Consider the following 25112-nt stretch of genomic DNA (forward strand, 5'->3'; position numbering starts at 1 on the left):
CTCCTTCTAACGTCCGGGTTGCCCGGATTGTTCCACGCGGGAGGCAAGTCCCGTTAATGCGGCCTGCACCGCCTGTTCACGGATGTCACGTCGGGTTCCACTGAGCTGCAGGCGCTGCGTGTCGACGCCCGCCTTCCCCGCGTACCCGATCCACACCTCACCCACCGGGTGCTCCCCCTGCGCGTCGGGTCCGGCGACCCCGGTGAGGGACACGCCCCAGTCCGCCCCGCAGCGCTCCCGTGCCCCGACCGCCATGGCCGCGGCGGTCTGCTCCGCCACGGGGTCCGCCCCCTCCGGCACGCCGGCGAGCGAGTACTTCAGGTCGGTGGCGTAGGTGATGAGCCCACCCCGCAGCACCGTCGAGGCACCCGGGGTGTCCGCCAGCGTCGCGGCGGCCAGCCCCGCGGTCAGCGACTCGCAGAACGCGACGGTGAGACCGCGGCGGCGGAGAGCCTCGACGAGGGTCACTGCTTCCTCGAGTCCCAGAGGTACTGCACGCCGGTGATGACGGTGACGGCGACGGCCGCGAGCATGATGAGCCAGGTCGGCAGGTCCATCCACGCGGGCAGCGGCATGAGGTACAGGCCGATCGCGAGGGCCTGCAGCGTCGTCTTGATCTTGCCGCCCTTGGAGGCGGGGACGACCAGGCCGCGGCGCAGCATGACCATGCGCCACAGGGTGATGCCGAACTCACGCACCAGGATGACCACGGTCACCCACACCGGCAGGACACCGGTGATGTTGAGGCCGACGAGGGCCGCGGTGATGAGCGCCTTGTCTGCGATGGGGTCGGCGATCTTGCCGAAGTCGGTGACCAGGTTACGGGCGCGGGCGATGTCACCGTCGAGTTTGTCGGTGATCATCAGGGCGACGAAGACACCGAAGGCCCACCACATCTGGCCCGTGAGCAGGAGCCAGAGGAAGAGCGGGATGACCAGGATGCGCAGGCTCGTCAACACGTTGGGGAGGTTGAAGTTGCTGGGCGGGGCCGGCTCGGTCGGCGTTGGTGCAGTCACGACTCACACCCTACCCGTCAGCCCCGGCGTAGAATCGGAGGGCATGAAGTACTTCGCAGTCCACTACCAGTACCCCGACGGTTCCGACGAGATCGTACGCCTGCGCCCGGAGCACCGCGCCTGGCTGTCCACGCTCGCCGAGACGGACCGCCTCGTCGGCTCCGGCCCCTACGTCGACCGGCAGGGTGGCGCGCTCATCGTCATCCGCATGTCGGACACCGCCACCCTCCGGGACGCGGAGGAACTGATGGACAACGACCCGTTCACCCGCGAGGGTGTCCTGGCCGGCCGTGAGGTCCGTGAGTGGAAGCCGGTGCTCAACGTGTTCCGCTCCCCGACCGACGAGTGCTAGACCCCGCACACCAGAGACCCCCGGCACCTCACGGCACCGAGGGTCTCTCGGTTACTTGTCGCCCAGGTCGCTGAGCCGGGTGGACCCGTTCGCGGTGCCGGGGCGCTCGGCCGGCAGGTCAAGGTGGCCGGTGGAGTACTTCTCCTCGTCGGTGAGCTCGTGGTCCCACTCCTCCGGACGGATGCGGGTGTCGATGGCGCCCTGCGCCTCCTCCCACTTGTTGCGCCAGATGGACGCGAGCACCGTGACCGTGAGGATGCTGACGATGACCAGCAGTGAGGCCTCCGTCGGGATCTCCGGGACCGAGACGTCCTCACCGCCGTTGATGAACGGCAGGTTGTTCTCGTGGAGGGCGTGCAGCATGAGCTTCGCGCCGATGAACGCCAGGATGAGCCCCAGGCCGTAGGGCAGGTACACCAGACGGTCGAGCAGGCCGTCGAGAAGGAAGTACATCTGGCGCAGGCCCATGAGCGAGAACGCGTTGGTGGTGAACACCAGGTACGCCTCGGTGGTGATGCCGTAGATCGCCGGGATGGAGTCGAAGGCGAACATGACGTCGACCAGGCCGATGGCGACCAGCGCCACGAACAGCGGGGTGAGTGCGAACTTGCCGTGGAACTTCGTGGTGAGCTTGTCACGGTCGTAACCCGGGGTGACCGGCACGACCTTGCGCAGCCACCTGATGATGCGCATGTCGTTCGGGCTGGTCTCGGGGGCGTCGGTGATCTCGTCCCAGAGCAGCTTCACGGCCGTCCACAGGAGGAAGATCGCGAAGAGGTAGAACACGTCGGACCAGGCGGAGATGATCGCCGCGCCCGCCAGGATGAACAGCAGGCGGAAGAACAGGGCCAGGACGATGCCGATGAGCAGCACCTTCTGCTGGTACTTCCGCGGGATCTTGAACGCGCCCATGATGAGCGCGAAGACGAAGAGGTTGTCGACGCTCAGCGCCTTCTCCGTCACGTAGCCGGTGAAGTACTCCATGCCGTGCTGGTGGTCCCACATGAAGTAGACGAACACACCGAACAGCAGCGCCAGGCCGACGTAGAACCCGGACCACAGGGCCGATTCCCGGATGGTCGGTTCATGCGGGGTGCGCACGTGGGAGTAGAAGTCGAAGATGAAGAATCCGAGGATCACCACGATGGTGGCGACCCAGATCCACAGGGGGACAGTCAAAGCGTGAGCCTCCGGTCTCTCAGGGGTTGCATAAAGGACCGGAGGTCTCCCCCACCCTGCCGGGGCGGGGCCGACACGACCGGATTCCACTGCGGGAAACGTGCTGACGATCGGTGCCGCTTAGGGGGTACTCCCCTCCATGCGCGTTCACTATACACGTGTCGACGGCGTCGAAAAGCAGTCTCAGAAGACGCCGCGCGGCGGGTCCGCCTGCACGACGGTGACGTCGTCGGCGGGCTCTTCCTCCCAGCCCTCCTCCTTGGGCGCCTCCGCCGGGTCGGCGCCCTTGATCATCCAGATGATCGTGTCCAGCTCCTCCGGCTTGACCAGCACGTCGCGTGCCTTGGAGCCCTCGGAGGGACCGACGACGCCGCGGGTCTCCATGAGGTCCATGAGGCGGCCGGCCTTGGCGAAGCCGATGCGCAGCTTGCGCTGCAGCATGGAGGTGGAACCGAGCTGCGAGGTGACGACGAGTTCGACGGCCTCGAGGAGGTCGTCCATGTCCTTGCCGATGTCCTCGTCGATCTCCTTCTTGGCGTCGCTGGCCCTGTCCTCGGTGACGCCCTCGGTGTAGTTGGGCTGGGCCTGGGACTTGGCGGCCTCGACGACGCCCTGGATCTCCTCGTCGGTGACGAAGGCACCCTGCAGGCGCTGCGGCTTGCCGGCGCCCTGCGGGATGAACAGGGCGTCACCCATGCCGATGAGCTTCTCCGCGCCGGCCTGGTCGAGGATGACGCGGGAGTCGGTGAGCGAGGACGTGGCGAAGGCCAGGCGGGACGGGACGTTCGTCTTGATCAGGCCGGTGACCACGTCGACGGACGGACGCTGGGTGGCCAGGACGAGGTGGATGCCGGCGGCGCGGGCCTTCTGGGTGATGCGGACGATGGAGTCCTCGATCTCCTTGGGCGCGGTCATCATGAGGTCGGCGAGCTCGTCGACGACGCAGATGATGTACGGGTACGCGCGGTACTCGCGCTGCGAGCCCGGCGGGGTCTCGATCTCCCCGGCCTTGATCTTCCGGTTGAAGTCCTTGATGTGGCGCACGCGCGCGGACTTCATGTCCATGTAGCGCTGCTCCATCTCCTCGACCAGCCACTGCAGGGCGGCGGACGCCTTCTTCGGCTGCGTGATGATCGGGGTGATCAGGTGCGGGATGCCCTCGTAGGGGGTGAGCTCCACCATCTTCGGGTCGACGAGGATGAGGCGCACCTCCTCCGGGGTCGCGCGGGTCAGCAGGGACACGAGCAGCGAGTTGATGAACGCGGACTTACCGGAGCCCGTGGAACCGGCGACCAGCAGGTGCGGCATCTTCTGCACGGAGTGGGAGATGAAGTCACCCTCGATGTCCTTGCCCAGGCCGACAAGCATCGGGTCGTGGTTGCCGCGGGTCGCGGGCGCGTTGAGCACGTCCGCCAGGCGGACCATCTCACGGTCGGTGTTGGGCACCTCGATGCCGACGAGCGACTTGCCCGGGATCGGGGTGAGCAGACGGACGTTGTCCGTGGCCACGGCGTATGCCAGGTTGGACTGCAGGTTCGTGATCTTCGAGACCTTCACGCCCGGACCCAGCTCCACCTCGTAGCGGGTGACTGTCGGGCCGCGGGAGAAGCCGGTGACGGTGGCGTCGACGTTGAACTCGTGGAAGACCTCGGTGATCGCCTCGATCATCCGGTCGTTGGTCTCGGTGCGGGTCTTGGGGCGCTCGCCGTCGATGAGCAGGTCGGTGCTCGGCAGGCGGTAGTCGGTGGTGGTCTCCGGCTGACGCGGCGCCGGGGCGGGCTCGTCGGCGAGCTCCGACTTCGGCGTCGCGGCGGGGACGGCGGCGGCGTCGATGCCGGAGCGCGCCACGATGGCCCGGCGCATCTGCTCGCGCGAGGCGGCGACGGCGTCCTCGGACACCGCCGGGAACTCGTCGGTGTCCGCGCGGGTGACGGGCGTGTCGAACAGCGTGTGCTGGGTGTCGTGCTCGAACTCGTCGCTGGGGTCGTCGTCCGGCTCCTCCACCGGGTAGTTGTCCATCGGGCTTCTCGACGTCCGCGTGGTCCGCGCAGCCCGGGCCGGACGCGCCGGCCGGGCGGGGCGGGGACGGCGTTCGCGGCCCTCGGCGAGGTCCTCGATGTCGTCGTCGGCGTAACCGTAGAGGTCGTCATCCCCGTCGGCGGGGAGGTCGTCGTGCTCCGCGCCGGGCCAGCGGAATTCGCGGATGAGCTCCGCGGCGTAGTCGAAGGCCTGCCGGGTGGTGATGCCCGTGACCTTGAGCGCCCCGTAGATGATCACCAGGATGAGCAGCGGCACCGCGACGTAGGAGCTGAAGCCCATGGCGAGGGTGCCGCCGGTCCACGCGCCGATCGCGCCGCCGGCGATGAGGCGGCCCTCCCAGGTCTGCGGGTCACCGGCGAACAGGTGCACGAGGCCGAGCATCGACACGGCGATGAGGCCGGTGCCGAGGGCGATCCTGCCGCGGTCGCCGGGGCGGTGGCTGACGCCGATCATCAGGGCGATGGCCAGGGCGATGAGGGCGACCGGCAGGATGAGCGCGCCCGCTCCGATGACGAGGTGCGCGCCGTGGGAGATGGCCGCGCCGATCGGGCCGGCGATGTCGAGCCACACGGAGGCGCCGAGCACCGCCGCCAGTCCGAGGATCGCCAGGGCGATGCCGTCGAGGTCGGCGGGTTCGTGGTCCTGCTCCGGCTCCGTGGCGCGGGTGTTCTTCGCGGGTGCGGTGTCGGAGTCGCCGCGGCGGGCGGCGCTGCGGGTGAGGCTGCCCACGCCGCGGGCGAGGGAGCTGAGGCCGCCGCCGACCGCACGGAAAGCGCTGCCGGTCCTCTCGTCGGAGGTCTCAGCAGCGCGGAACGCAGAGGTCTGGGCGGCCGGGGGTGCGGCCTTCGAGGAGCCGCGACCGGAGGGTCGGGTGCGGTCCTTCCTGTTGCCCTTCTGGGTGCGGGGTGCCGAGCTTCGTACAGACATGGTCCCCACTGTAGTTGCTCAAACCACACTATTCACATCAGCCACACCGGACTCAGGTGAATCCTCGGTTATGAAACAGTCAAGTTCACAGCCCTGATCGGCGGACGTCGGAGGCGGTGCCGTCAATAAGCACCTCGACGGCGTCGCGGCCGAAGACCCACAGCAGCAGCTCCCCCACGGAGCCGGAGACACGCACGACGTTCTCCCCGTCGAGGCTCACACCCCGCTGATCCGCCGCGACGATCCGCGGCATCCCCGTCGGGTGGAGGATCACCGGGGAGAGGCTGCGACGCAGCAGACGCGGCGCCAGCATCCGCAGGATCCCGTGCAGCTGCTCCTTCACCACCGTGCTGAACTCCCGCGGACGCGCCACCCCGTCACCGCGGCGCACGTCCTCGTGGTGGACGAAATGCTCCGCGGTGTTCATCTGCCTGTCGAGGAGCCGCACCGGATTCAGCCTCCCCGGCCCCTGCGCCCAGTCCCGCACGAGATCCTCGTAGTCGCGCTCCCCCGCCTTCGCGCTGGCCTTCGCCAGACGCCCGGCCAGCGCCGGCACGAACATGCCGGCCGCGGCGGGCAGGTTGTTCTCACGGAGATACAGGTGCACCGCGAGATCCCGGGTGGTCCACCCCTCACACAGCGTGGGGGCGTCGGGGCCGAGCTCGAGGAGGAGGGCAGCCAGGCGGGCACGTTCGGTGCTGGAGAAAGACATGCACCCCAGCATAGTGCCGGGGTGCATGCGGGGAACGGGATTAGAGCGACGGGCGCGCCGAGGCCCTGATCTGGTCGTCGTCGATGGTGCTGTCGATGTCGGAGGTCATCGGGACCACCGTCGGCAGGATCATCGGCTCACGACGCCACTTCTGCTCCACGAAACGGGAGACGCGGCGACGCAGCTGCTGGACCATGCGGTACGGGTTGTTCTCGCCCTCCGCGGCCAGATCGTTGAGGACGGTCTCCGCCAGCTCCTTGACCTCGGGGGTCATGGCGCGGTCGTCCTCGGTGAAGCCCTTGGTCTCCACGGTCGGGGACTCCATGAGTCGGCCCGTGCGGTTGTCGATCACCGCGGTGATGGAGATCAGGCCGCCGGAGCCGAGGCTCGTGCGGTCCGCCAGGACGTCGGCGTCGACCTCACCCATCGTGGTGCCGTCGACGTAGAGGTTACCGACCGGGATCTGGCCGACCACCTGGGCGCGGCCGTCGACGAGGTCGACGACGACGCCGTTCTGGGCCAGCACGACGCGGTCGCGCTCGGTGCCGGTCGCGATGGCCAGCTCCTTGTTCGCACGCAGGTGACGCCACTCGCCGTGGACCGGCATGGCGTTCTTCGGGCGGGCCGCGTTGTAGAGGAACAGCAGCTCGCCGGCGTAACCGTGACCGGAGGTGTGCACCTTGGCATCCTTGCCGGTGACCACGGTCGCGCCGATCTGGGCGAGCATGTTGATGACGCCGAACACGGCCTCCTCGTTGCCCGGGACGAGCGAGGAGGACAGGATGATCAGGTCGCCGTCGCGGACGGTGATCTGGCGGTGCTCACGACGGGCCATGCGGGACAGGGCCGCCATCGGCTCACCCTGGGTACCGGTGGTGATGAGCATGACCTTGTGCGGCGCCAGCTTCGAGGCGTCGTCCATGGACACGATCGTGCCGCGCGGGGCCTTGAGGTAGCCCATCTTCTCGGCGATCTCCATGTTGCGGATCATCGAGCGACCGTTGAACGCGACCTTGCGGCCGGCGGCGACGGCGGCGTCGACGGCGGCCTGCACACGGTAGACGTTGGAGGCGAAGGACGCGAGGATGACCCGCTGACGGGCGTCGGCGACCAGACGCTTGAGCGTCGGGGCCACGTCGGCCTCGGACCCGGAGACACCCGGGGTCGTGGCGTTGGTGGAGTCGCACAGCATGAGGTCGACGCCCTCGTCACCGAAGCGGGACAGGGCCGGCAGGTCGGTCGGGCGACCGTCCGTCGGGGTCTGGTCCAGCTTGATGTCACCGGTGTGGATGACCAGGCCGGCGCCGGTCTTGATCGCCAGGCCGAGGCAGTCCGGGATCGAGTGGTTGACGGCCCAGAAACGGATGTTGAAGGGGCCGCGGTTCTCGTTGGACTGCTCGTTGACCTCGATGAGCTTCGGACGCTGGCGGTGCTCCTTGCACTTCGCCGCGATGAGCGCGAGGGTGAAGCGGGAGGCGAGGATCGGGATGTCCGGGCGCAGCTTGAGCAGCCACGGGATGGCGCCGATGTGGTCCTCGTGACCGTGGGTGACGACGAGTGCGTCCACGCGGTCGAGGTGCTTCTCGATCGGACCGAAGTCCGGCAGGATGAGGTCGACGCCCGGCTCACCCGAGGACGGGAAGAGCACGCCGCAGTCCACGATGAGCAGACGGTTGTTGTACTCGAAGACCGTCATGTTGCGGCCGATCTCCGAGATGCCGCCCAGCGCGTAGATGCGCAGGCCGTTGCGCGGGGCCTTCGGCGGCTCCGGCAGACGACGGGTCAGGTCAGCGCCCTGCATGGACTTGACGACGTTGCGACGTCCCCGTCCCCCCTGCTGACCACCCTGACCGCCCTGGCCCTGGCCACCCTGACCGCCGCGGCCACCACGGCCGCCGCGGGCGCGGCCGCCACCGTTCCGGGAGCGGTTGCCGCCGCCCCGCGGGGCGTTGTCGGTGTCCGCGGACTTCCTTTCGGTGGTCTTCTTCTCGGCGGATGCGCCGTTTCCGTTCGTTTCCGGGGTCGGTGCCTGGAAAACCGGGGATGCACCAGTGCTCTCGGTCTCCGGCGGGCCCGCCTTGCGGGTGACCTTCCGGGCACGACTACGGGATTCAGTCATATTTAAAGGACTCCAGCCTTTTCCATGTCACGGCGGAGGGCCTCGATCTCCTGCTCGTCGGGAGCGACGACAGGCAGACGCGGGTCCCCCACCTCAATGCCCTGCAGACGCAGGGCAGCCTTGGCCATGCTGACACCACCCAGGCGACCCTGAGCGGCGATCAGCGGTGAAAGAACAGTGGCGTTGATTTCCCGCGCACGGGCGAGGTCGCCTTCCTCGAAACTTGTGTACAGCTCACGCAGTGCCTGGGGTGCGGCATGGCCGACCACGGAAACGAATCCCGAGGCGCCGAGCGACAGCCACGGGACGTTGAGCGGATCATCGCCCGAGTACCAGGCGAGACCGGTCTCATGCATGAGCGGTGCAGACTCAGCCATGTTACCCTTTGCATCCTTCACCGCACGAATGGTGGGCAGCTCCGCGAGTCGGCGGATGGTGTCCCCCTCGATCGGGATCGAGGAGCGCGGCGGGATGTCGTAGAGCATGATGGGCAGGTCGGTGGCCCCGGCGACGGCCTTGAAGTGCTGGTAGACACCCTCCTGGCTCGGCTTCGAGTAGTAGGGGGTGACCACGAGCAGGGCGTCGGCGCCGGCCTCGGCGGAGGCGCGGGCGAGCTCGATGGAGGAGGCGGTGTCGTTGGTGCCGGCACCCGCGATGAGCTTGCAGCGGTCGCCGACCTCCTCCTTCACCGCCTTGAGCAGGCTGATCTTCTCGTCGAGCGTGGTGGTCGGGGACTCACCGGTCGTGCCTGCGAGCACGAGGGCGTCCAGACCGTTGTCGACGAGGTGGGCCGCGATGCGGCGACCGGCCTCGAGGTCCAGGGCGCCGTCCCGGTCGAAGGGCGTGACCATGGCGACGCAGACGGTACCGAAGTCCTCGACTCCGGTCTTCGAAGTCATACCTGTACTCATGGTGTTCAAGGTTACCTGTTTACCTTTCCGCTGGGGAATCCCTCGCTGGTCAGAAGTCGGTGGCGTAGGGACTGACGGCCATCTCTGTGCCGTCGGAGAGAGTGGAGATCTGGAAATCGGCGAAGAGCACCGGGGACTGCTGCGCGAGGAGGCGGAGGCACGCCACCGCCAGTGCCCGGATCTCGACGTCCGCGTGCTCGGTGGCCCGGGCGCCGATGAAGTGGCGCCACGCCCGGTAGTTGCCGGTGACGACGATGCGTGACTCCGTGGCGTTCGGCAGCACCGCGCGGGCGGCCTGCCGGGCCTGCTTCTTGCGGAGCAGGGCGTTGGGCTCGTCGGAGAGCTTGTCCTCGAGGGCGTCGAGAAGCTCCTGGTAGATGAAGCGGGACTCGTCCACGGCGCGCAGCATGAGGCGGGCGAGCTCCGGGTCGTCGGCGATGAGCTTCGGCAGCACGACCTCGGCCTCGTCGGTGTGGACGAAACGCTGGGAGAGCTGCGAGAAGCTGAAGTTGCGGTGGCGGACCAGCTCGTGGGTGGCGGAGCGGGAGATGCCGCGGATGTAGAGCGTCGCGGTGGCGTGCTCGAGCAGTGCGGTGTGTCCGACCTCCATGATGTGGCGGAGGTAGGCGTCGTTGGCCGCGGTGCGCGGGTTGGGTTTGTCGAAGGTCTCGTAGCAGGCGCGGCCCGCGAACTCGACGAGCGCCTCGGCGCCGGTGGCGGTGTCGTCGGCCTCCCAGTCGACCCCGGCGGGCGGGGTGAACTGCGTGGCCGCGATGAGCTGGACGTCCAGGTCGACGGGCTTGGCCATCTAGAGTCCCAGGTAGCTGTCGAGCCCCACGGTCAGGCCGTCGTGGTTCGCGATCTCACGGACACCGAGGAGCACGCCCGGCACGAAGGAGGTGCGGTCGTAGGAGTCCTGGCGGATGGTCAGGGACTGGCCCTGGGCACCGAAGATGATGTCCTCGTGGGCGACCATGCCGGTCATGCGCACGCCGTGGACACGCACGCCGTCGACGTCGGCGCCGCGGGCACCCTCGAGGGTCTGCTCGGTGGCATCCGGGATGGGGCCGAGGCCGGCCTCCCGGCGGGCGGCGGCGATGCCCTGCGCGGTGTGGATCGCGGTGCCGGAGGGGGCGTCCAGCTTGTAGGGGTGGTGGTACTCGACGACCTCGGCGGAGTCGAAGAAGCGGGCGGCCTGCCGCGCGAACTCCATGGCCAGCACTGCAGAGATCGCGAAGTTCGGGGCGATGAGGACGTTGCCCGCCCCCTCGGCGGCACACCACTCACGGACCTGCGCGAGGCGCTCCTCGTCGAAGCCGGTGGTGCCGACCACCGCGTGGATGCCGTTGGCGATGCAGAACTCCAGGTTGCCCATCACGGAACCCGGAGTGGTGAAGTCGACGACGACCTCCGCCCCGGCGTCGAGAAGCAGCTGCAGGTCATCGTCCTGATCGACCTGCGCGACGAGCTCGAGGCCCTCCGCCCCGTTGACGCCCTCGCACACCGCCGAGCCGACACGGCCCTTCGCGCCGAGCACTCCCACCTTGATCGCCATGGTTCCTCCTTGAGTTCCTGAAAGATTCAGTGCCCCAGTCTAGGCGCATAGAATCGTTGCATGCGCATCAACATCACCAGCGGACCTGACCCCTTGATGGTGGACACGCTGAAACCAGCATTTCGCTGGGGAAGTGAGGTACCTTTCCACCATGCCACGCAAGACCTACACCGAGCAGTTCAAGCGTGACGCAGTGGCGTTGTACGAGTCGACTCCCGGAGCAACGATCAACGCGATCGCCTCCGATCTCGGAGTCAACCGCAACTCCCTGCGCACCTGGCTCGACTCCTTCGGCACCGGCACCAAAACCAACGCCAACGGCGAGAAAGTCGCCAGCCCCGTCGCCGCGGCCAACAGCGCACGCACCCCGGCTGAAGGACTCTCCGATACCGAGCGCATCCGCGTGTTGGAACGCGAAAACGCCAAGCTCCGGGAGGAACGAGAGATCCTGCGCAAGGCGGCTAAATATTTCGCGGAAGAGACGAATTGGTGAACCGCTTCCGATTTGTTGACGACCACCGAGACTTCTACGAGGTCAAGCGGTTATGTGAGGTTCTGAAGATCAACCGGTCCTCGTACTACGCCTGGAAATCGGCTGCCCCTGCCCGCCAGCAACGCCTCGTCGCCGACGCGGTGCTGGGAGCGCAGATCAAGACCACCTTCAACGCCGAGAACGGCTGCTACGGGGCGAAACGTGTGACTGCGACTATCAACTCCAGCGACGGCAACTCCGCCGGCGGCGTTGTTGTGCAGCGGGTCAATCACAAGCGCACGGCCCGGCTGATGCGGCAGATGGGTCTGTTCGGCTACACGAAAAAACGCCGCGTGAAGACCACCGTGTCTGCGAAACGGGTTCCGAAGTTCCCGGACCTGTTGAAACGTCGGTTCACCGCAGCCAAGCCGAACACGGTCTACGTCGGCGATATCACGTACCTGCCGATCGCGGACGGGTCGAATATGTACCTGGCCACCGTTATTGATTGCTATTCGCGGCAGTTGACCGGTTTCGCGATCGCCGACCACATGCGCACCGAGTTGGTCGAAGAAGCCCTCACGATGGCCCACGGGGCCCGAGGTAGTCTGAACGGGGCGATTTTCCACTCGGATCACGGCAGTGTTTATACCTCTGAGCAGTACCGGAGGTTGTGTGAGCAGTTCGGCGTCACCCAGTCGATGGGAGCGATCGGGACGAGTGCGGATAACTCGTTGGCGGAGTCGTTCAACGCGTCACTGAAGCGGGAAGTCCTTCAGGATGAGCCTGTTTTTCCAAGTCAGCTGGTGTGCCGCCGGGATGTGTTTCGGTGGTGCACCCGGTACAACACGAAACGTTTGCACTCATGGTGCGGCTACCGCTCGCCGAATGCCTTTGAAGCCGCCTGATTAGCTACACTGACTATCGCATCTTGATGAAATCCCCGTGTCCACTTTCCGGGGTTCGGGCCCAGCATCTACGTGGCGGATCAGCAGAAGGCGCAGAACTTCTACGTTAACACCCTGGGTTTCCGTATCAAGCACGACATTCCGGTCGGGGACGGCGCCCGCTGGCTCACGCTTGTCTCCCCCGCGGACCCCGAGGGCACCGAACTGCTCCTCGAGCCCATGGGGCACCCGGCGGCGGCCGTGTTCTGCGAGGCCCTCTACGCCGACGGGATGCCCTTCACCCAGTTCGCGGTCGACGACATCCAGGCCGAGTACGAGCGCCTGCGTGACCTCGGCGTCGAGTTCTCCATGGAACCCACCGAGACCGGCCCCGTCACCGTCGCCGTCTTCGACGACACCTGCGGCCACTGGATCCAGCTCATCGAAGGGGAATAACGAAACGGTAAGGCCCGGCGACAAACACCGGTTATGCCATCTATCGTGAGGATATGACCGCTTATCGACGCCCCCTCACCACCGCCGCCGTCACCGCTGCCGCGCTGGTGCTCACCGCCTGCAACGGTACGGGCACCACCGAAGGCGGAACAGGCACCACCTCCGCCACCCCCGTCACCGTGACCTCGACAGCCACCACGAACTCCCCCGCCCCGACAACCCCGACGACCACCACGGGGACGACGACGACGGTCTCCGCCACCACCGCGCCGGTCGACCGCCCGCTGGGCACCCCGACCACCGCAAGCGAGACCCGCACCCCCGTCATGTGGGATGAGCCCGCCCCGCTGGTCACCGGCGTGCGCATCGGCCGCCACGACACCTACACCCGCGTCGTCTACGACCTCGTCGGCAACGGCGAGCCCGGCTGGTACAGCGGCTACATCGACCAGCCCTACCAGGACGGCTCCGGCTTCCCCGTCGACGTGCAGGGCAACGCCTACCTGATGATCAACATCACCGGCACCACCTACCCCTTCGAGCATGACGCCGAGGAACTGGCCATCGGCCCGCATCCGGGCACCGGCGTGGTGAGGGAAGTGGTCAACACCGGTGTCTTCGAGGGCAACACCCTCACCTACATCGGACTGGATGAGCAGCTCCCCTACTCCGTCACCGTGCTGCACAGTCCTCTGCGCGTGGTGGTGGACATCCAGCACCCGTAGGCGCCGTAGGCACTGCCGGATGCGGCGGCGCGGCCTAGTATCGGCTCATGTTCGCTGACTCCGCCGCACTCCACGACTCCCTCGCCGACTCCGACCTCTCCCCCGCCCTCCGCGAGGAACTGGACTCCCTCGTCCGCCCCGCCGCCCGGCTCCTCTCCGAGCCGGGCGCACCCACGTCGCCGGGCCAGTCCCGGTTCGGAGGTCTCCCCGACCTGCCTGCGGACCTCGAGTGGCCCCGGCACCCGGACACCGGGCAGCCGCTGCCCTTCCTGGCCCAGATCAACCTCGCCGACGTCGTCGGACTCACCGACCTGGATCTGCCCGCCACCGGGCACCTGCTCTTCTTCTACGACTGCGACGAACAGCCCTGGGGCTACCAGCTGTCCGACCGTGCGGGGTTCCGCCTCCTCCACGTCGCTGACGGGGAGCTCACACCCCGCGCGGGCACCGGGGCGCTGCCCCCGCACCGCCTCACCGCCGCCCCCGGGGTGAGCGTGCCCTCCGAGAGCTCGCAGGCGCTCGACTGGTCCGAGGAGGACGACGCCTACCTCGACTGGTCCGACTCCACCCCCGACCCCACGGAGAACCACCAGCTCGGCGGCTGGCCCGCCGTCATCCAGGAGGACGACATGGAGGCCAAGTCCTCCGTGCTCACCCGCGGCGAGGAGTACCGCCACGGCATGGAGGCCGAGGGTGACTGGGTGCTGCTCGCCCAGTTCGCCTCCTCCGAGGACGGCGAGTGGTCCTGGGGCGACGACGGCTGCCTCTACGTCTGGATGCGCCGCGAGGACATCCGCGACGGCGTCTGGGAGAACGCGCACCTCATCCTGCAGTGCTTCTAACTGCCCACCAACGGCGAACGCCCCCGCTCACCAGGGTGAGCGGGGGCGTCGTCACGCAGGGGTCTAGCCCTCGATCGGGACGAGGGAGATCTTGCCGCGGTTGTCGATGTCGGCGATCTCGACCTGGATCTTGTCGCCGACGTTGACCACATCCTCGACCTTCTCGATGCGCTCGTCGCCACCGAGGTTGGAGATGTGGATGAGGCCGTCACGGCCCGGGGTCAGGGAGACGAAGGCACCGAAGGCGACGGCCTTCACGACGGTGCCCAGGTAGCGCTCGCCGACCTTCGGCAGCTGCGGGTTGGCGATGGCGTTGATCTTCTCGATCGCCGCGTCAGCGGCCTCACCGGAGGCGGCGGACACGTAGACGGTGCCGTCGTCCTCGATGGAGACGTCCGCGCCGGTCTCCTCGGTGATGGAGTTGATGGTCTTGCCCTTCGGGCCGATGAGCTCACCGATCTTCGAGACCGGCACCTTGACGGTGGTGATCTTCGGGGCCAGGCTGGACATCGCGTCCGGGCGGTCGATGACCTCGGCCATCGTGTCCAGGATGGTGATGCGGGCGTCACGGGCCTGGGCGAGGGCGTCGGCGAGCACCTGCGACGGGATGCCGTCGAGCTTGGTGTCCAACTGCAGCGCGGTGATGAAGTCCGGGGTACCGGCGACCTTGAAGTCCATGTCGCCGAAGGCGTCCTCGGCGCCGAGGATGTCGGTCAGTGCGACGTACTTGGTCTCACCGTCGACCTCGTCGGAGACCAGGCCCATGGCGATGCCCGCGACCGGGGCCTTCAGCGGCACACCCGCGTTGTACAGGGAGAGGGTGGACGCACAGACGGAACCCATGGAGGTGGAACCGTTGGAGCCCAGGGCCTCGGAGACCTGACGGATGGTGTACGGGAACTCCTCGCGGGACGGGATGACCGGCTCGAGGGCACGCTCGGCGAGTGCACCGTGGCCGATCTCGCGGCGCTTCGGGGAACCGACGCGACCGGTCTCACCGGTGGAGTACGGCGGGAAGTTGTAGTGGTGGATGTAGCGCTTGGAGGTCTCCGGAGACAGCGAGTCGATCTGCTGCTCCATCTTGAGCATGTCCAGGGTGGTGACGCCCAGGATCTGGGTCTCGCCACGCTCGAACAGCGCGGAGCCGTGTGCGCGGGGGACGAGATCGACCTCGACGCCGAGGTCACGGATGTCGGCGACACCGCGGCCGTCGATACGGAAGCCCTCGGTGAGGATCTTCTGGCGGACGATCTTCTTCATCAGCGCGTTGTAGGCGGCACGGACCTCCTTGGCGGCGTCCGGGTTCTCCGCGAAGGAACCGACGAGCTGCTCCTCGATCTCGACCATGTAGTCGTTGGCGGCGTCCTCGCGCTCGTGCTTGCCGGCGATGGTCATGATCTCCGCGAGCCTGCGGGAGGCCTTCTTCTCGACGGCCGCGAACACCTCATCGGCGTACGGCGGGAACACCGGGAACTCCTGGCGCTCCTTGGCGGCGTGCTCGGCGAGGCTGGCCTGCGCCTTGCACAGCAGGGCGATGAACGGCTTGGCGGCCTCCAGACCCTCGGAGACGGTGGCCTCGGTCGGGGCCGGGGCACCGCCCTTGACCAGCTCGATGACGTTCGCGCCGGCAGCGGCCTCGACCATCATGATGGCGACGTCCTCGCCCTTGCGACGGCCCTTGCGCTCGACGAGGCGGCCGGCGACGACCATCTCGAACACACACTGCTCACGCTGTGCCTGGTTCGGGAAGGCCACCCACTGGCCCTGCGGGTGCTTGTCGTCGGCGATGAGCGCCATGCGGACACCACCGACGGCGCCGGAGACCGGCAGACCCGACAGCTGGGTGGCGGCGGAGGCACCGTTGATGGCGACGACGTCGTAGTAGTCCTCCGGCACCTGCGACAGGACCGTGATGACCACCTGGACCTCGTTGCGCAGGCCCTTGACGAAGGTCGGGCGCAGCGGACGGTCGATCAGGCGGCAGGCGAGGATCGCGTCGGTCGAGGGACGGCCCTCACGACGGAAGAAGGAACCCGGGATACGACCCGCGGCGTACATCCGCTCCTCGACGTCGACGGTCAGCGGGAAGAAGTCGAAGCCCTCACGCGGCTGGTTGGAGGCGGTGACCGTGGCGAGAAGCATGTTCTCCTCGTCCAGGTAGGTGGTCACGGCGCCGCCGGCCTGGCGTGCCAGCTGGCCGGTCTCGAAACGGATCTCGCGGGTACCGAAGTCACCGTTGTCGATCGTGACAACTGCCTCGGTGACGCCGAAATCCTCGTCGACGTGGATCTCCACGGGGTTGCTCATGTATCTCCTCAGATCTGAGTTATCGGCGATCATCGGTGTCGCCGGATGCGTGTCTTAACAACGAGATGGGATTCTACCAGGTGAACCAGGGTGTTAAAAGCCCCTTCCGCGGTCCGGCGCGTGGGTATCTGCTAGAGGTGGGGATATGACCACATCACTGACCGCCGACCCGGCTCTCCGACGCGCCGCCGTCGCCGCCGCGAGCCCCCTCCGGGGCCGTCGCCTGTGGGGCGGACTGGCGGGTCTGACAGGCGGTGGGCTGGGTGGCGTCCTGGCCACCGGCAACGTCGGCGATGCCGCCGGCCCAGCGGCGGTGCTGCTGGTGATGCTCACGTTCGCGGTGGCGGTGGCGACGGCAAGATACTTGTCGACGCGCCGCCGCGTGGCACAGCACTACGAGCCGGGGTCGGAGCTGGTGATGTCCGAGCTTCCTCACGGTGGCGTGTCGGTGCGGACGGCAGCAGGTGCCTATTCCTTCGCGAACGACGCCCCGCGGCAGCACCGCGGGCCGGACTTCGTCTGGCTGGGAGGCCGGCGCGACGGCCTCCTGCTGCCGACCCAGCTGGTTCCCGCCGCATAGAAACGCAGAACCCGCCCTCCGACTGGAGAGCGGGTTCCGGGTGAAGTTGTTGCTTCGCTTAGCGACGCAGGCCCAGACGGGCAATCAGGTCACGGTAGCGGTCGATGTTGTTGTCGGCCAGGTACTTCAGCAGGCCACGACGACGACCGACGAGCAGCAGCAGGCCACGACGGGAGTGGTGGTCGTGCTTGTGGAACTTGAGGTGCTCGGTCAGGTTGTTGATGCGGTTGGTCAGCAGTGCAACCTGGGCCTCCGGGGAGCCGGTGTCGGTCTCGTGCAGGCCGAACTCGCCCAGGATGGTCTTCTTCTGCTCAGAGGTCAGAGCCATGATGTATCTCTCTTCGTTGTTTCAGTCCACATGAAATGTCCCTGGCCTGGTTCTTTGGGGAACCGGGCCCGGTGGCGCAACTGCTGTGGACCGCAGTCGCATGAAGCCTTGGAGGATCTTACCGGGTGTGGTGAGTGGGGACCAAATTCCTGTGACTGAGCTCAATAAAAATGCACTCTCGCCCAAATGATAGAACACGATAACTCTGTGTCCAGCTTTCGGTGCATTCTGTACCTTGTCTACTACTCTTCATCCAAAGCAGAAACCCAACAGCAAGGAACATCACTTTTCACATGAACTCCTCCACCTCGCTCTACCAGGCAGTCTGGCAGACAGCAGACACCTATCTCCGTGGCGTTGTGCCCCGCCAGAGTTACGGCGACTACATCCTCCCCTTCACCGTGCTGCGGCGGCTGGAATGCCTGCTGGAGCCCACCAAGGAGGCGGTGCTGCAAACCATCAGGCACACGAAGTTCCCGGAGAGCATGTGGGGGGCGCTGATCCGTTCCGACCATGAGCTCGGTTTCTACAACACCTCGGAGCTGTCGCTGGGGCTTATCGGCGGCAGTGACGACCACGTCAAGCAGGGCATGCTCACCTACCTGGACGCCTTCTCCGACAACGTCCGCGAGGTCTGGAGCGCCTTCAAGTTCCCGGAACTGTTGACCAAGCTAGAAGAGAACAACGTTCTGTGGGGAGTGGTCAAGCACTTCTCCCAGATCGACCTCTCGGATGAGGCCCTCGGCGAGAACGCCATGGGCAACCTCTTCGAGCACCTCATGTACCGGTCCTTCTCCGAGAACGGGCAGGTCGCCGGCGAGTTCTACACCCCCCGCGACGCCATCCGCATGATGGTCGATGTCCTGCTCTCTAGCGATGATGACGGCCTCTACGGCAAGGCACCCGCGCGTACCGTGTACGACCCGGCCGCCGGCACCGGCGGCATGCTGCTGGTCGCCAAGCGTGCCATGGAGGAACTCAACCCCAATATCCAGGTCTCCGTCCACGGCCAGGAGCTCATGGCCGAGTCCCTGGCATTGGGCAAGTCCGATCTCATCGTCTCCGGTATCTCCCCTGATGCCATCCGCGACGGTGACACTCTCGCCGATGACCGTTACGAGGGTGAGCTCTTCGACTACGTGCTCTCCAACCCTCCCTACGGCAATGACTGGAAGCGTTCCAAGGACGCAGTCGAGCGCGAGGCCAAGATCGAGGGCTCACGGTTCAGTCATGGCCTGCCGCCGGTCTCCGACGGTCAGATGCTCTTCCTCAGTCACGTGGTCCACAAGCTCAAGGAGCGGGAGCACGGCACCACCAACGGCGGTCGCGCCGGCGTGGTTACCAACGGCTCGCCGTTGTTCACCGGCGGGCCGGAGTCCGGCCCTGATCAGATCCGTAACTGGCTCATCAACGGCAACCTCATCGACGCCATCATCGCGCTGCCGACCGACATGTTCTACAACACCGGCATCGCCACCTACGTGTGGATCCTCGACAAGAACAAGGAACCGCAGCGCGACGGCAAGATCCAGCTCATTGACGCCAGCAGTATCTGGTCACCCATGCGCAAGGGCATGGGCGCCAAGCGCCGGGAGTTCTCCGACCAGGACCGGGAGTTCATCCTCGGCCTCTACCAGGACTTCGAGCACGCCGATCCGCAGTACTCGAAGGTCGTCACCCCTGAGGAGCTCGGCTTCACTGACGTGCCGATGTACCGGGTCAAGCGTTACTCGGTGTCGGTCACTGGTGACACGGTGGCAGCGGCGATGGAACACAAGCAGGCACTCACCGGCCATGAGGCCGTGATCCGCAGCTGTGCCGGCGTGGCCTGGAACGACCTACCGGACCACCTGCGTCAACAGGCCAAGAAGGCCGGTCTCAAGATGGGTGTCGGTCTTATCGACCACATCATGAACGCGCTTGCCGTCGAGGATGCTGAGGCGCCGGAGGCCGTGGACCGCAAGGGCAACAAGGTCATCGACACTGCCTCCCGGATCACCGAGCGCATTCCGCTCACAGAGGACATTGACGAGCACATAGCCCGCGAGGTGCTGCCCTTCGCACCGGACCTGGTCTGGGACATGGCGGACGCCAAGATCGGCTACGAGATACCCATGACCAGGCTCTTCTACCAGCCAGAGGAGCTGCCCTCGCTGGAGGAGATCGACGCCGAGATCGAGACCGTGCTGGAGTCCATCCGTGCCCGCTTCCAGGAGGTCAAGGAATGAGTCTTGAATGGATTGAGGGCGTTCCGACAGATTGGAAGATCTCAGAATCTCAGTTTGTGCTGGATTATCAAAGTCGAGATGTTCAAGAAGACGACGAAATAGTCACAGCTTTTCGTGACGGGCAGGTAACGCTCAGGAGCAACCGCCGAACCGATGGATTCACCATGGCAGATAAGGAGATCGGCTATCAGCATATCTGCGAAGGAGACCTCGTAGTCCATTCTATGGATGGTGGTTTCGGAGCAATCGGAGTGTCCGACTCATGTGGAAAAGCATCTCCTGTTGTCCACGCATACACCAGCACTTCGTGTGATCTCCGATTCGTTAGTTACCAGTTGAGGGCAGCGGTTGATGCAGGATGGATCGCCGCATTGGCAAAAGGCATCCGAGTTCGCTCGACTCAATTCGATCGTCCAGCCCTGGCAAACCTCAAGATCGCCTATCCGAGCATTGAAACGCAGCAGCGTATCGCCGACTACCTGGATCGGGAGACCGCCGAGATCGACGCTGCGGTCGCTGACCTGGACCGGTACGTGGACCTGCTGGAGAAGCGTCGACGTGAAGTGATCTACGAAACACTGAAGTTTCGCAAGGGACCTGGCTCAGGAATGACAATCAGCGATTCCCAACGGAGTAGAGTCGGGTTTGTCACTCGACTACTGCGACGGGGCATTTCTCCAAGATACGTCGACGAAGGTGTCCCGGTAGTGAATCAGAAGTGTGTGAGACCAGGCGGGCTTTTCGACATCAACAACTGTCGATACCATGACCCAGAAGCTAGAAGTGTCGATTTGGATTTGACGATTCAACATGGCGATATACTCATCAACTCCACGGGTACCGGAACCCTGGGGCGTTCCTGCATGGTGCGTGAAGTCTCGACCCCCATCACTTGGGACAGCCATGTCACGCTGGTGCGGCCAAACCCCGAGGTAGCATATCCCGGGTACCTCAGTTGGATGATTCTGAGCCAAGAATCTAAGCTAATTGAATTTAGCACAGGCAGCACAAATCAAATTGAACTCTCCCGCGACACGGTATTCAATCTTGATTTCATTAACGTTCCACTGGATTTGCAAAAGAAGATTGCATTTTACCTTGATCGTGAAACAGTCGAAATCGACGCCCTCATCGCTGACTCCACCAAACTCCGCGAGCTTCTCCTGAAGCGTCGCTCTGTTCTCATCACCGACGTCGTCACCGGCCGAAAGCAGGTCTAATCATGGGTATCCAGTCCACCATGGAGAAGGCGTTCGAGGACGCCATCGTCGATCACCTCACCACCCACGGCTGGCTGAGCGACACTGGCTCTGGCACCGGCGCTGGCAGCAGTGCAGCGTCTACCAGATCATCCACCGGCTGGGACAAGCGCCGGGCACTCTACGTCCCTGACGTCCTTCACTGGCTGGAGACCCAGTACCCGGAGGAGTACCTCAAGGCCGTGCCGGAGTCTCTCACCGGCGTTCAGCGCGAGGTCTACGTCTCCAAGCTGCTGGACCGGCTGGCCGAGATGCTCGACAAGACGCCGATCCTCAACAACCGCACCAAGCAGGTCCAGCACGGCCTGCTCGGTACCTTGCGGGGTGGTTTCTCGCACGCCCAGCGCGGTCAGAGGAAGGCCACCTTCGGCCCCATGGTGGCGTTCTACCCGGAGAACCCGCTGTACACGAACGCCATTGAGGACGCGCAGCGCAACCGGCTCCGTGTCTTGCGTCAGGTGCCCTTCGACGTCACCGGCACCGACACCCTTGATCTGGTGCTCACCGTCAACGGCATCCCGGTGGTCACCATGGAGCTCAAGACCGACAACACCCAGGCCGTGCGCGATGCCGTCAAGCAGTACAAGGAGGATCGCCGGCCGAACAAGAACCGGCCGCTGCTCAAGCCGGGCCGGGCTCTCGTGCACTTCGCGGTGTCCAACCAGGAGGTCTACATGTCCACCGTGCTGGCGGGCCTGAACACCTTCTTCCTGCCCTTCAATCAGGGCAACGACGGCCACGCCGGCAACCCCCCAAACCCCCATGGTTCCGACACCTCCTACCTGTGGGAGGAGGTCCTCGACACGGAGCTCTTCCTGCGTATCCTGCGCGACTACGCCCTGTGGGAACCCTCCTCAAAGGGCAACCAGGGCCGGTTGATCTTCCCTCGCTACCACCAGCTGCGTGCCACCGAGAAGGTCATGGATGACATCGCTACACGCGGCGCTGGTGGACGGTACCTCATCCAGCACTCCGCCGGCTCCGGCAAGACCAAAACCATCGCCTGGCTGGCTCACCGGGCAGGTCGATTCATTGACTCAACAGGTAAGCCGGTGTTCGACTCGGTCATCGTGGTCACCGACCGCACGGTCCTCGACGACAACATCAAGGAAGGACTGGACCTGCTCCGAGCCTCGGAGGGGCTGGTGGTCAACGTCGATAACAAGCTTGGTTCCAAATCGAAAACCCTGGAGGCGGCCCTGTCCCGGGGCGGACACATCGTTTCCTGCACCATCCAGACTTTTCCGGCACTGGCGAAGATGATGGAGAAGTCCCCCGCCCTGGCTGGGCGCAATTACTGCGTCATCATGGATGAGGCTCACTCCTCCCAGCACGGTGAGGCTGCTACCCGTCTGCGCGAGATTCTGGTCGACGTAGATCTCCCGGAGGGTGAGGACATCTCGGCAGATGATGTCCTACTCGCCATGAACAAGGCAATCGCCAACTCCCCCAACCTGAGCTTCATCGCGCTCACCGCCACCCCGAAGGGGAAGACTTTCGCTGTATACGGCGTACCGAACCCGAACGGCAAAGATGATCCGAGTGTTCCGGATGATCCCGAAAACCCCGAGAAGCGAGTGGCGTTCGACTCATACTTCATGAGCCAAGCCATCGAGGAGGGGTTTATTCTCGATGTCCTAGGCAATTACTCGACCTACCAGATGTTTGCCCGTATTCGTGACCAGCTCGACCGAGAAGACACCGTGAACCTGGGAGAGGCAGTCTCAGACATGGTCCGCTTCGTGCGGATCCACCCCACCTCCATTGCACAAAAGGTGGCGGTGACGGTCGAACATTTCCGTCGCAACGTCATGCATCACTTGAACGGCACCGCCAAAGCCATGGTCGTGGCACCAGACCGCATGTCGGCGGCCACTTGGTCGCACAAGATGAACGAGTACATCGCCAAGAGCGAATACACGGACATGACCACCCTGGTGGCTTTCTCGGGGTCACTGGCCTACAGCGACGATCCCGATGCTCCCGAGATCACCGAGGCGTCGATAAACGGTGTGCGTGACACCGCCCTACACTTCCGCGAACATGACGAGGCCAAGGTGCTCATCGTCGCCAACAAGTTCCAGACTGGATTCGATGAACCACGCCTGTGTGCCATGTACGTTGATCGCGAGCTCTCCGGCGTCCAAGCCGTGCAGACCTTGTCTCGCCTGAACCGCGTAATTCCGGACAAGCCAAAGCCCATGGTCGTCGACTTTGTCAACGAGCCCGCCAAGATCCTCAAGTCCTTCGAGCCCTATTATCGTGACGCCCACATCGAGGAGGAGATCCCAGCCAATGCACTGGCGGACCTGGGCGACATCCTCGACGCAGCTGCCTTCTACACCCCAGAGGAACTCCAGAGTCTGGCAGATGCCTACATCGCCCGTCAAGACGCTGAAACGCTGCAGGGGCTGGTCTCCCCCATCCGGGCTAGATGGAACAACCACATGCGTCAGGCGCGTCAAACCCACAACAAGGAGGCGTACAAGGAAGGCACTGCATTTCGGGCCAACCTCATCAAGTACGCCCACGCTTGGGAGTTCCTGAGCCAGATCGTGGACTTCCAAGATGTGCTCCTACACAAGCGGGCCATCGTCGCCGGCCTAATGGCGAAAAACCTCAACCTCGAACGCCAAGACGACGAAGATGACTACACCGTCGGCATCGAACTGGTCGGCGTCGCAGTCGAGCCTGCCACCGAGGGAATAGACCTGGGACTAGCTGCCGAAGAGATCGACGGCAAACTCGAACTGCCCGGTTTCGATGGCCGCCCGGTGGCCAAGAACTCACCCGTAAAGGCTGCCTTCGACGAGGCAGTGGACCAAGTGAACCAGATTCTGGCCGCAGTCGGTATCGATGCCTCGAATGAAGCCACCAAGTCTGCAATTCGAGCGAGCTACGGCATCCTAGTCGAGGATAGAACTGTGCAGGCATTGGCTCGAGAGAATGATCCTTCCCAGGTTGCTGGTACGGATGCCTTCAAGAACAAGGGTTTCGGAGCCATTATGCAAGCTGCCCGGGAGTCAAATGAAGTTTTCGAAGCCGTCACCGCTGATGCAGACAACCTGGACTTGTTCCTCACCGCCCTAGCGAAAATGCTCGTGGCTGCGTCCCCACGGTCTGTTGAGAAGTATTTCTCGTCCACAAACAGGCCAATCGAAGTTGATTTTGGAGCGAATTCGTCAACAGAAGCACCGGCTTCCTACTAAGAAAACAACCACAGCGTCTCGCTAGCTTCTCCGAGATACCCAGCGTGTGACAGGTATTCTCGGAGGAATTAGACGCGGCAAGATGAGACTTTCTAGCTCAACGTAGCGCGACGTGAGCTATTCTTCTCGCCGTGGCATTCCATTTACGTCACGATATTTGAAAAAGACCCAAAGATCGAAAAGTTGCCCAATTAGTAACGTGGATGTGCGCAAAGCTGCTGCATGTTGAGCCCACTGTTAGCTGTACGAACCGGGGGGCTAGTTAACCTGGTGACCTAAATCCCCACCCACGCCCCCGCCTCCGTGTACACCACAGCGAACGGCAGGGCCTTGTTCTCGTTGCCTTCGCTGAACCAGAACACCACGGGTCCCCGCTCCCCCAGGACGACGTGCTTCGGTGCGCCCCAAGTGGGCAGGCTGCTCTTGATCACGGTCTCGGCAATTACGCGGGCGCCCTTCTCGTCCACCACGGCGCGGATCTTCTGGCGGGTCGGGCGGTCGAGTCCTTTGACGAAGGCCTCGTAGTCCACGTCCTGCTGCGGGACGGTGAGGGTGTCCACCTTCTTGTCCTCGGTGGAGAAGTCCTTCATCCAACGGCGGGCGTCGGCAACCAACTTGAACCCGTCCAGGTCCAGATCGCCGGGGACCTCGGCGAACCAGGCGCGAAGCTTGCGGTCCTCGAGTGTGATGGAGACGCGGGCGACGGTGGCGTCGGCAAGCGAGGCGACCCGGGCGCCGGAGAGGGAGACTCCGGAGACCTCGGAACCGTCGTAGGCGACGAAGGGCTTCGCCTCTGCAGGGTGAGCCCAGGTGAGCTGGCCGGTGTCAATGCGCGCGGCCACGTCGAACGGCGAGACCTCCACCGTCGCCAACGCGCAGAGGTGCTCGGGCATCTCAGCGTCCAGGGCCGAAGGGAGCTGCACCAGGGGCAGCTGCTCCGCGGCGATCCGCAGGGTGACAGGGTCGAAGGCGGCGACGCCGTTGCGCAGTTCCATGGGCCCTCCCAGG

General features: G+C 65.1%; 21 protein-coding genes. 9 read left to right on the forward strand and 12 right to left on the reverse strand.

The window, feature by feature from the left end; genetic code table 11:
* Positions 1–6 precede the first annotated feature (6 nt).
* Both B842_RS08015 and pgsA read right to left on the reverse strand, forming a co-directional pair.
* Positions 7–468 carry a CinA family protein gene (locus B842_RS08015; RefSeq protein ID WP_245631408.1) on the reverse strand — a complete coding sequence of 154 codons (462 nt, stop codon included), beginning with the start codon at positions 466–468 and terminating at the stop codon, positions 7–9.
* Positions 465–1016, reverse strand: a complete 552-nt coding sequence (gene pgsA, locus B842_RS08020; RefSeq protein ID WP_040086047.1) for a CDP-diacylglycerol--glycerol-3-phosphate 3-phosphatidyltransferase — start codon at positions 1014–1016, stop codon at positions 465–467. Before pgsA ends, B842_RS08015 begins: the two co-directional genes overlap by 4 nt.
* 43 nt (positions 1017–1059) lie before the next feature.
* Here pgsA and B842_RS08025 point away from each other — a divergent pair, with 43 nt between their 5' ends.
* Positions 1060–1368 carry a YciI family protein gene (locus tag B842_RS08025; protein ID WP_040086048.1) on the forward strand — a complete coding sequence of 103 codons (309 nt, stop codon included), beginning with the start codon at positions 1060–1062 and terminating at the stop codon, positions 1366–1368.
* Between the two features lie 51 nt (positions 1369–1419).
* Here B842_RS08025 and B842_RS08030 read toward each other — a convergent pair whose 3' ends face one another.
* The 7 genes from B842_RS08030 to dapB all read right to left on the reverse strand — a co-directional run bounded on the left by B842_RS08030 (position 1420) and on the right by dapB (position 10811).
* Positions 1420–2547 (reverse strand): TerC family protein, encoded by a 1128-nt coding sequence (locus tag B842_RS08030; RefSeq protein WP_040086049.1) that lies wholly within the window; start codon positions 2545–2547, stop codon positions 1420–1422.
* Between the two features lie 183 nt (positions 2548–2730).
* Positions 2731–5514, reverse strand: coding sequence for an FtsK/SpoIIIE family DNA translocase (locus tag B842_RS08035; RefSeq protein WP_052437822.1), 2784 nt, complete (start codon positions 5512–5514; stop codon positions 2731–2733).
* An 85-nt stretch (positions 5515–5599) separates the two neighbouring features.
* Positions 5600–6226 (reverse strand): TIGR03085 family metal-binding protein, encoded by a 627-nt coding sequence (locus B842_RS08040; RefSeq protein WP_245631407.1) that lies wholly within the window; start codon positions 6224–6226, stop codon positions 5600–5602.
* Positions 6227–6266: 40 nt separating this feature from the next.
* Positions 6267–8345, reverse strand: a complete 2079-nt coding sequence (locus B842_RS08045) for a ribonuclease J (protein WP_040086051.1) — start codon at positions 8343–8345, stop codon at positions 6267–6269.
* Positions 8346–8347: 2 nt separating this feature from the next.
* A complete protein-coding gene (dapA, locus tag B842_RS08050) occupies positions 8348–9256 on the reverse strand; it encodes a 4-hydroxy-tetrahydrodipicolinate synthase (protein ID WP_040086052.1) in 909 nt (302 codons plus the stop codon).
* Between the two features lie 49 nt (positions 9257–9305).
* Positions 9306–10064 carry an FAD-dependent thymidylate synthase gene (gene thyX / locus B842_RS08055; protein WP_040086053.1) on the reverse strand — a complete coding sequence of 253 codons (759 nt, stop codon included), beginning with the start codon at positions 10062–10064 and terminating at the stop codon, positions 9306–9308.
* Positions 10065–10811, reverse strand: a complete 747-nt coding sequence (dapB, locus tag B842_RS08060; protein WP_040086054.1) for a 4-hydroxy-tetrahydrodipicolinate reductase — start codon at positions 10809–10811, stop codon at positions 10065–10067. It abuts the gene before it with no gap.
* Positions 10812–10962: 151 nt separating this feature from the next.
* On the opposite strand from dapB, the gene B842_RS08070 reads away from it, so the two are divergent.
* The 4 genes from B842_RS08070 to B842_RS08085 all read left to right on the forward strand — a co-directional run bounded on the left by B842_RS08070 (position 10963) and on the right by B842_RS08085 (position 14193).
* Positions 10963–12191, forward strand: a protein-coding gene (locus tag B842_RS08070) for an IS3 family transposase (protein ID WP_156119477.1) whose coding sequence is annotated in 2 segments (ribosomal slippage) — positions 10963–11290 and positions 11290–12191 — 1230 coding nt in all. Because the reading frame shifts where the segments join, the coding sequence is not laid out codon by codon here.
* A 72-nt stretch (positions 12192–12263) separates the two neighbouring features.
* Positions 12264–12626, forward strand: a complete 363-nt coding sequence (locus B842_RS08075) for a VOC family protein (RefSeq protein ID WP_282955606.1) — start codon at positions 12264–12266, stop codon at positions 12624–12626.
* Between the two features lie 53 nt (positions 12627–12679).
* Complete coding sequence (locus tag B842_RS08080) at positions 12680–13351, forward strand: AMIN-like domain-containing (lipo)protein (protein WP_052437823.1); 672 nt, start codon at positions 12680–12682, stop codon at positions 13349–13351.
* 47 nt (positions 13352–13398) lie between these two features.
* Complete coding sequence (locus B842_RS08085; RefSeq protein ID WP_040086057.1) at positions 13399–14193, forward strand: YwqG family protein; 795 nt, start codon at positions 13399–13401, stop codon at positions 14191–14193.
* A 63-nt stretch (positions 14194–14256) separates the two neighbouring features.
* Here the strand turns inward: B842_RS08085 and B842_RS08090 are convergent, their stop codons facing one another.
* Positions 14257–16500: a polyribonucleotide nucleotidyltransferase gene (locus B842_RS08090; protein ID WP_373277279.1), complete on the reverse strand. Its 2244-nt coding sequence runs from the start codon at positions 16498–16500 to the stop codon at positions 14257–14259.
* Positions 16501–16645: 145 nt separating this feature from the next.
* Here B842_RS08090 and B842_RS08095 point away from each other — a divergent pair, with 145 nt between their 5' ends.
* Complete coding sequence (locus B842_RS08095) at positions 16646–17080, forward strand: hypothetical protein (protein ID WP_040086059.1); 435 nt, start codon at positions 16646–16648, stop codon at positions 17078–17080.
* Between the two features lie 58 nt (positions 17081–17138).
* Here the strand turns inward: B842_RS08095 and rpsO are convergent, their stop codons facing one another.
* Positions 17139–17408 carry a 30S ribosomal protein S15 gene (gene rpsO / locus B842_RS08100; protein ID WP_040086060.1) on the reverse strand — a complete coding sequence of 90 codons (270 nt, stop codon included), beginning with the start codon at positions 17406–17408 and terminating at the stop codon, positions 17139–17141.
* 293 nt (positions 17409–17701) lie between these two features.
* On the opposite strand from rpsO, the gene B842_RS08105 reads away from it, so the two are divergent.
* From B842_RS08105 to B842_RS08120, 3 genes are read left to right on the forward strand one after another with little or no spacing between them, the layout of a single operon-like run.
* Positions 17702–19636, forward strand: a complete 1935-nt coding sequence (locus B842_RS08105; protein WP_040086061.1) for a type I restriction-modification system subunit M — start codon at positions 17702–17704, stop codon at positions 19634–19636.
* Positions 19633–20856, forward strand: a complete 1224-nt coding sequence (locus B842_RS13690; RefSeq protein ID WP_156119478.1) for a restriction endonuclease subunit S domain-containing protein — start codon at positions 19633–19635, stop codon at positions 20854–20856. The genes B842_RS08105 and B842_RS13690 overlap by 4 nt, the downstream gene beginning before the upstream one ends.
* Positions 20857–20876: 20 nt before the next feature.
* The gene (locus B842_RS08120; protein WP_082028500.1) at positions 20877–24104 is read left to right on the forward strand and encodes a type I restriction endonuclease subunit R; all 3228 of its coding nucleotides are present in this window, start codon (positions 20877–20879) and stop codon (positions 24102–24104) included.
* 275 nt (positions 24105–24379) lie between these two features.
* Here B842_RS08120 and B842_RS08125 read toward each other — a convergent pair whose 3' ends face one another.
* A complete protein-coding gene (locus B842_RS08125; protein ID WP_040086064.1) occupies positions 24380–25099 on the reverse strand; it encodes a hypothetical protein in 720 nt (239 codons plus the stop codon).
* Positions 25100–25112 lie beyond the last annotated feature (13 nt).

The organism is Corynebacterium humireducens NBRC 106098 = DSM 45392, from assembly GCF_000819445.1.
GTDB lineage: Bacteria > Actinomycetota > Actinomycetes > Mycobacteriales > Mycobacteriaceae > Corynebacterium > Corynebacterium humireducens.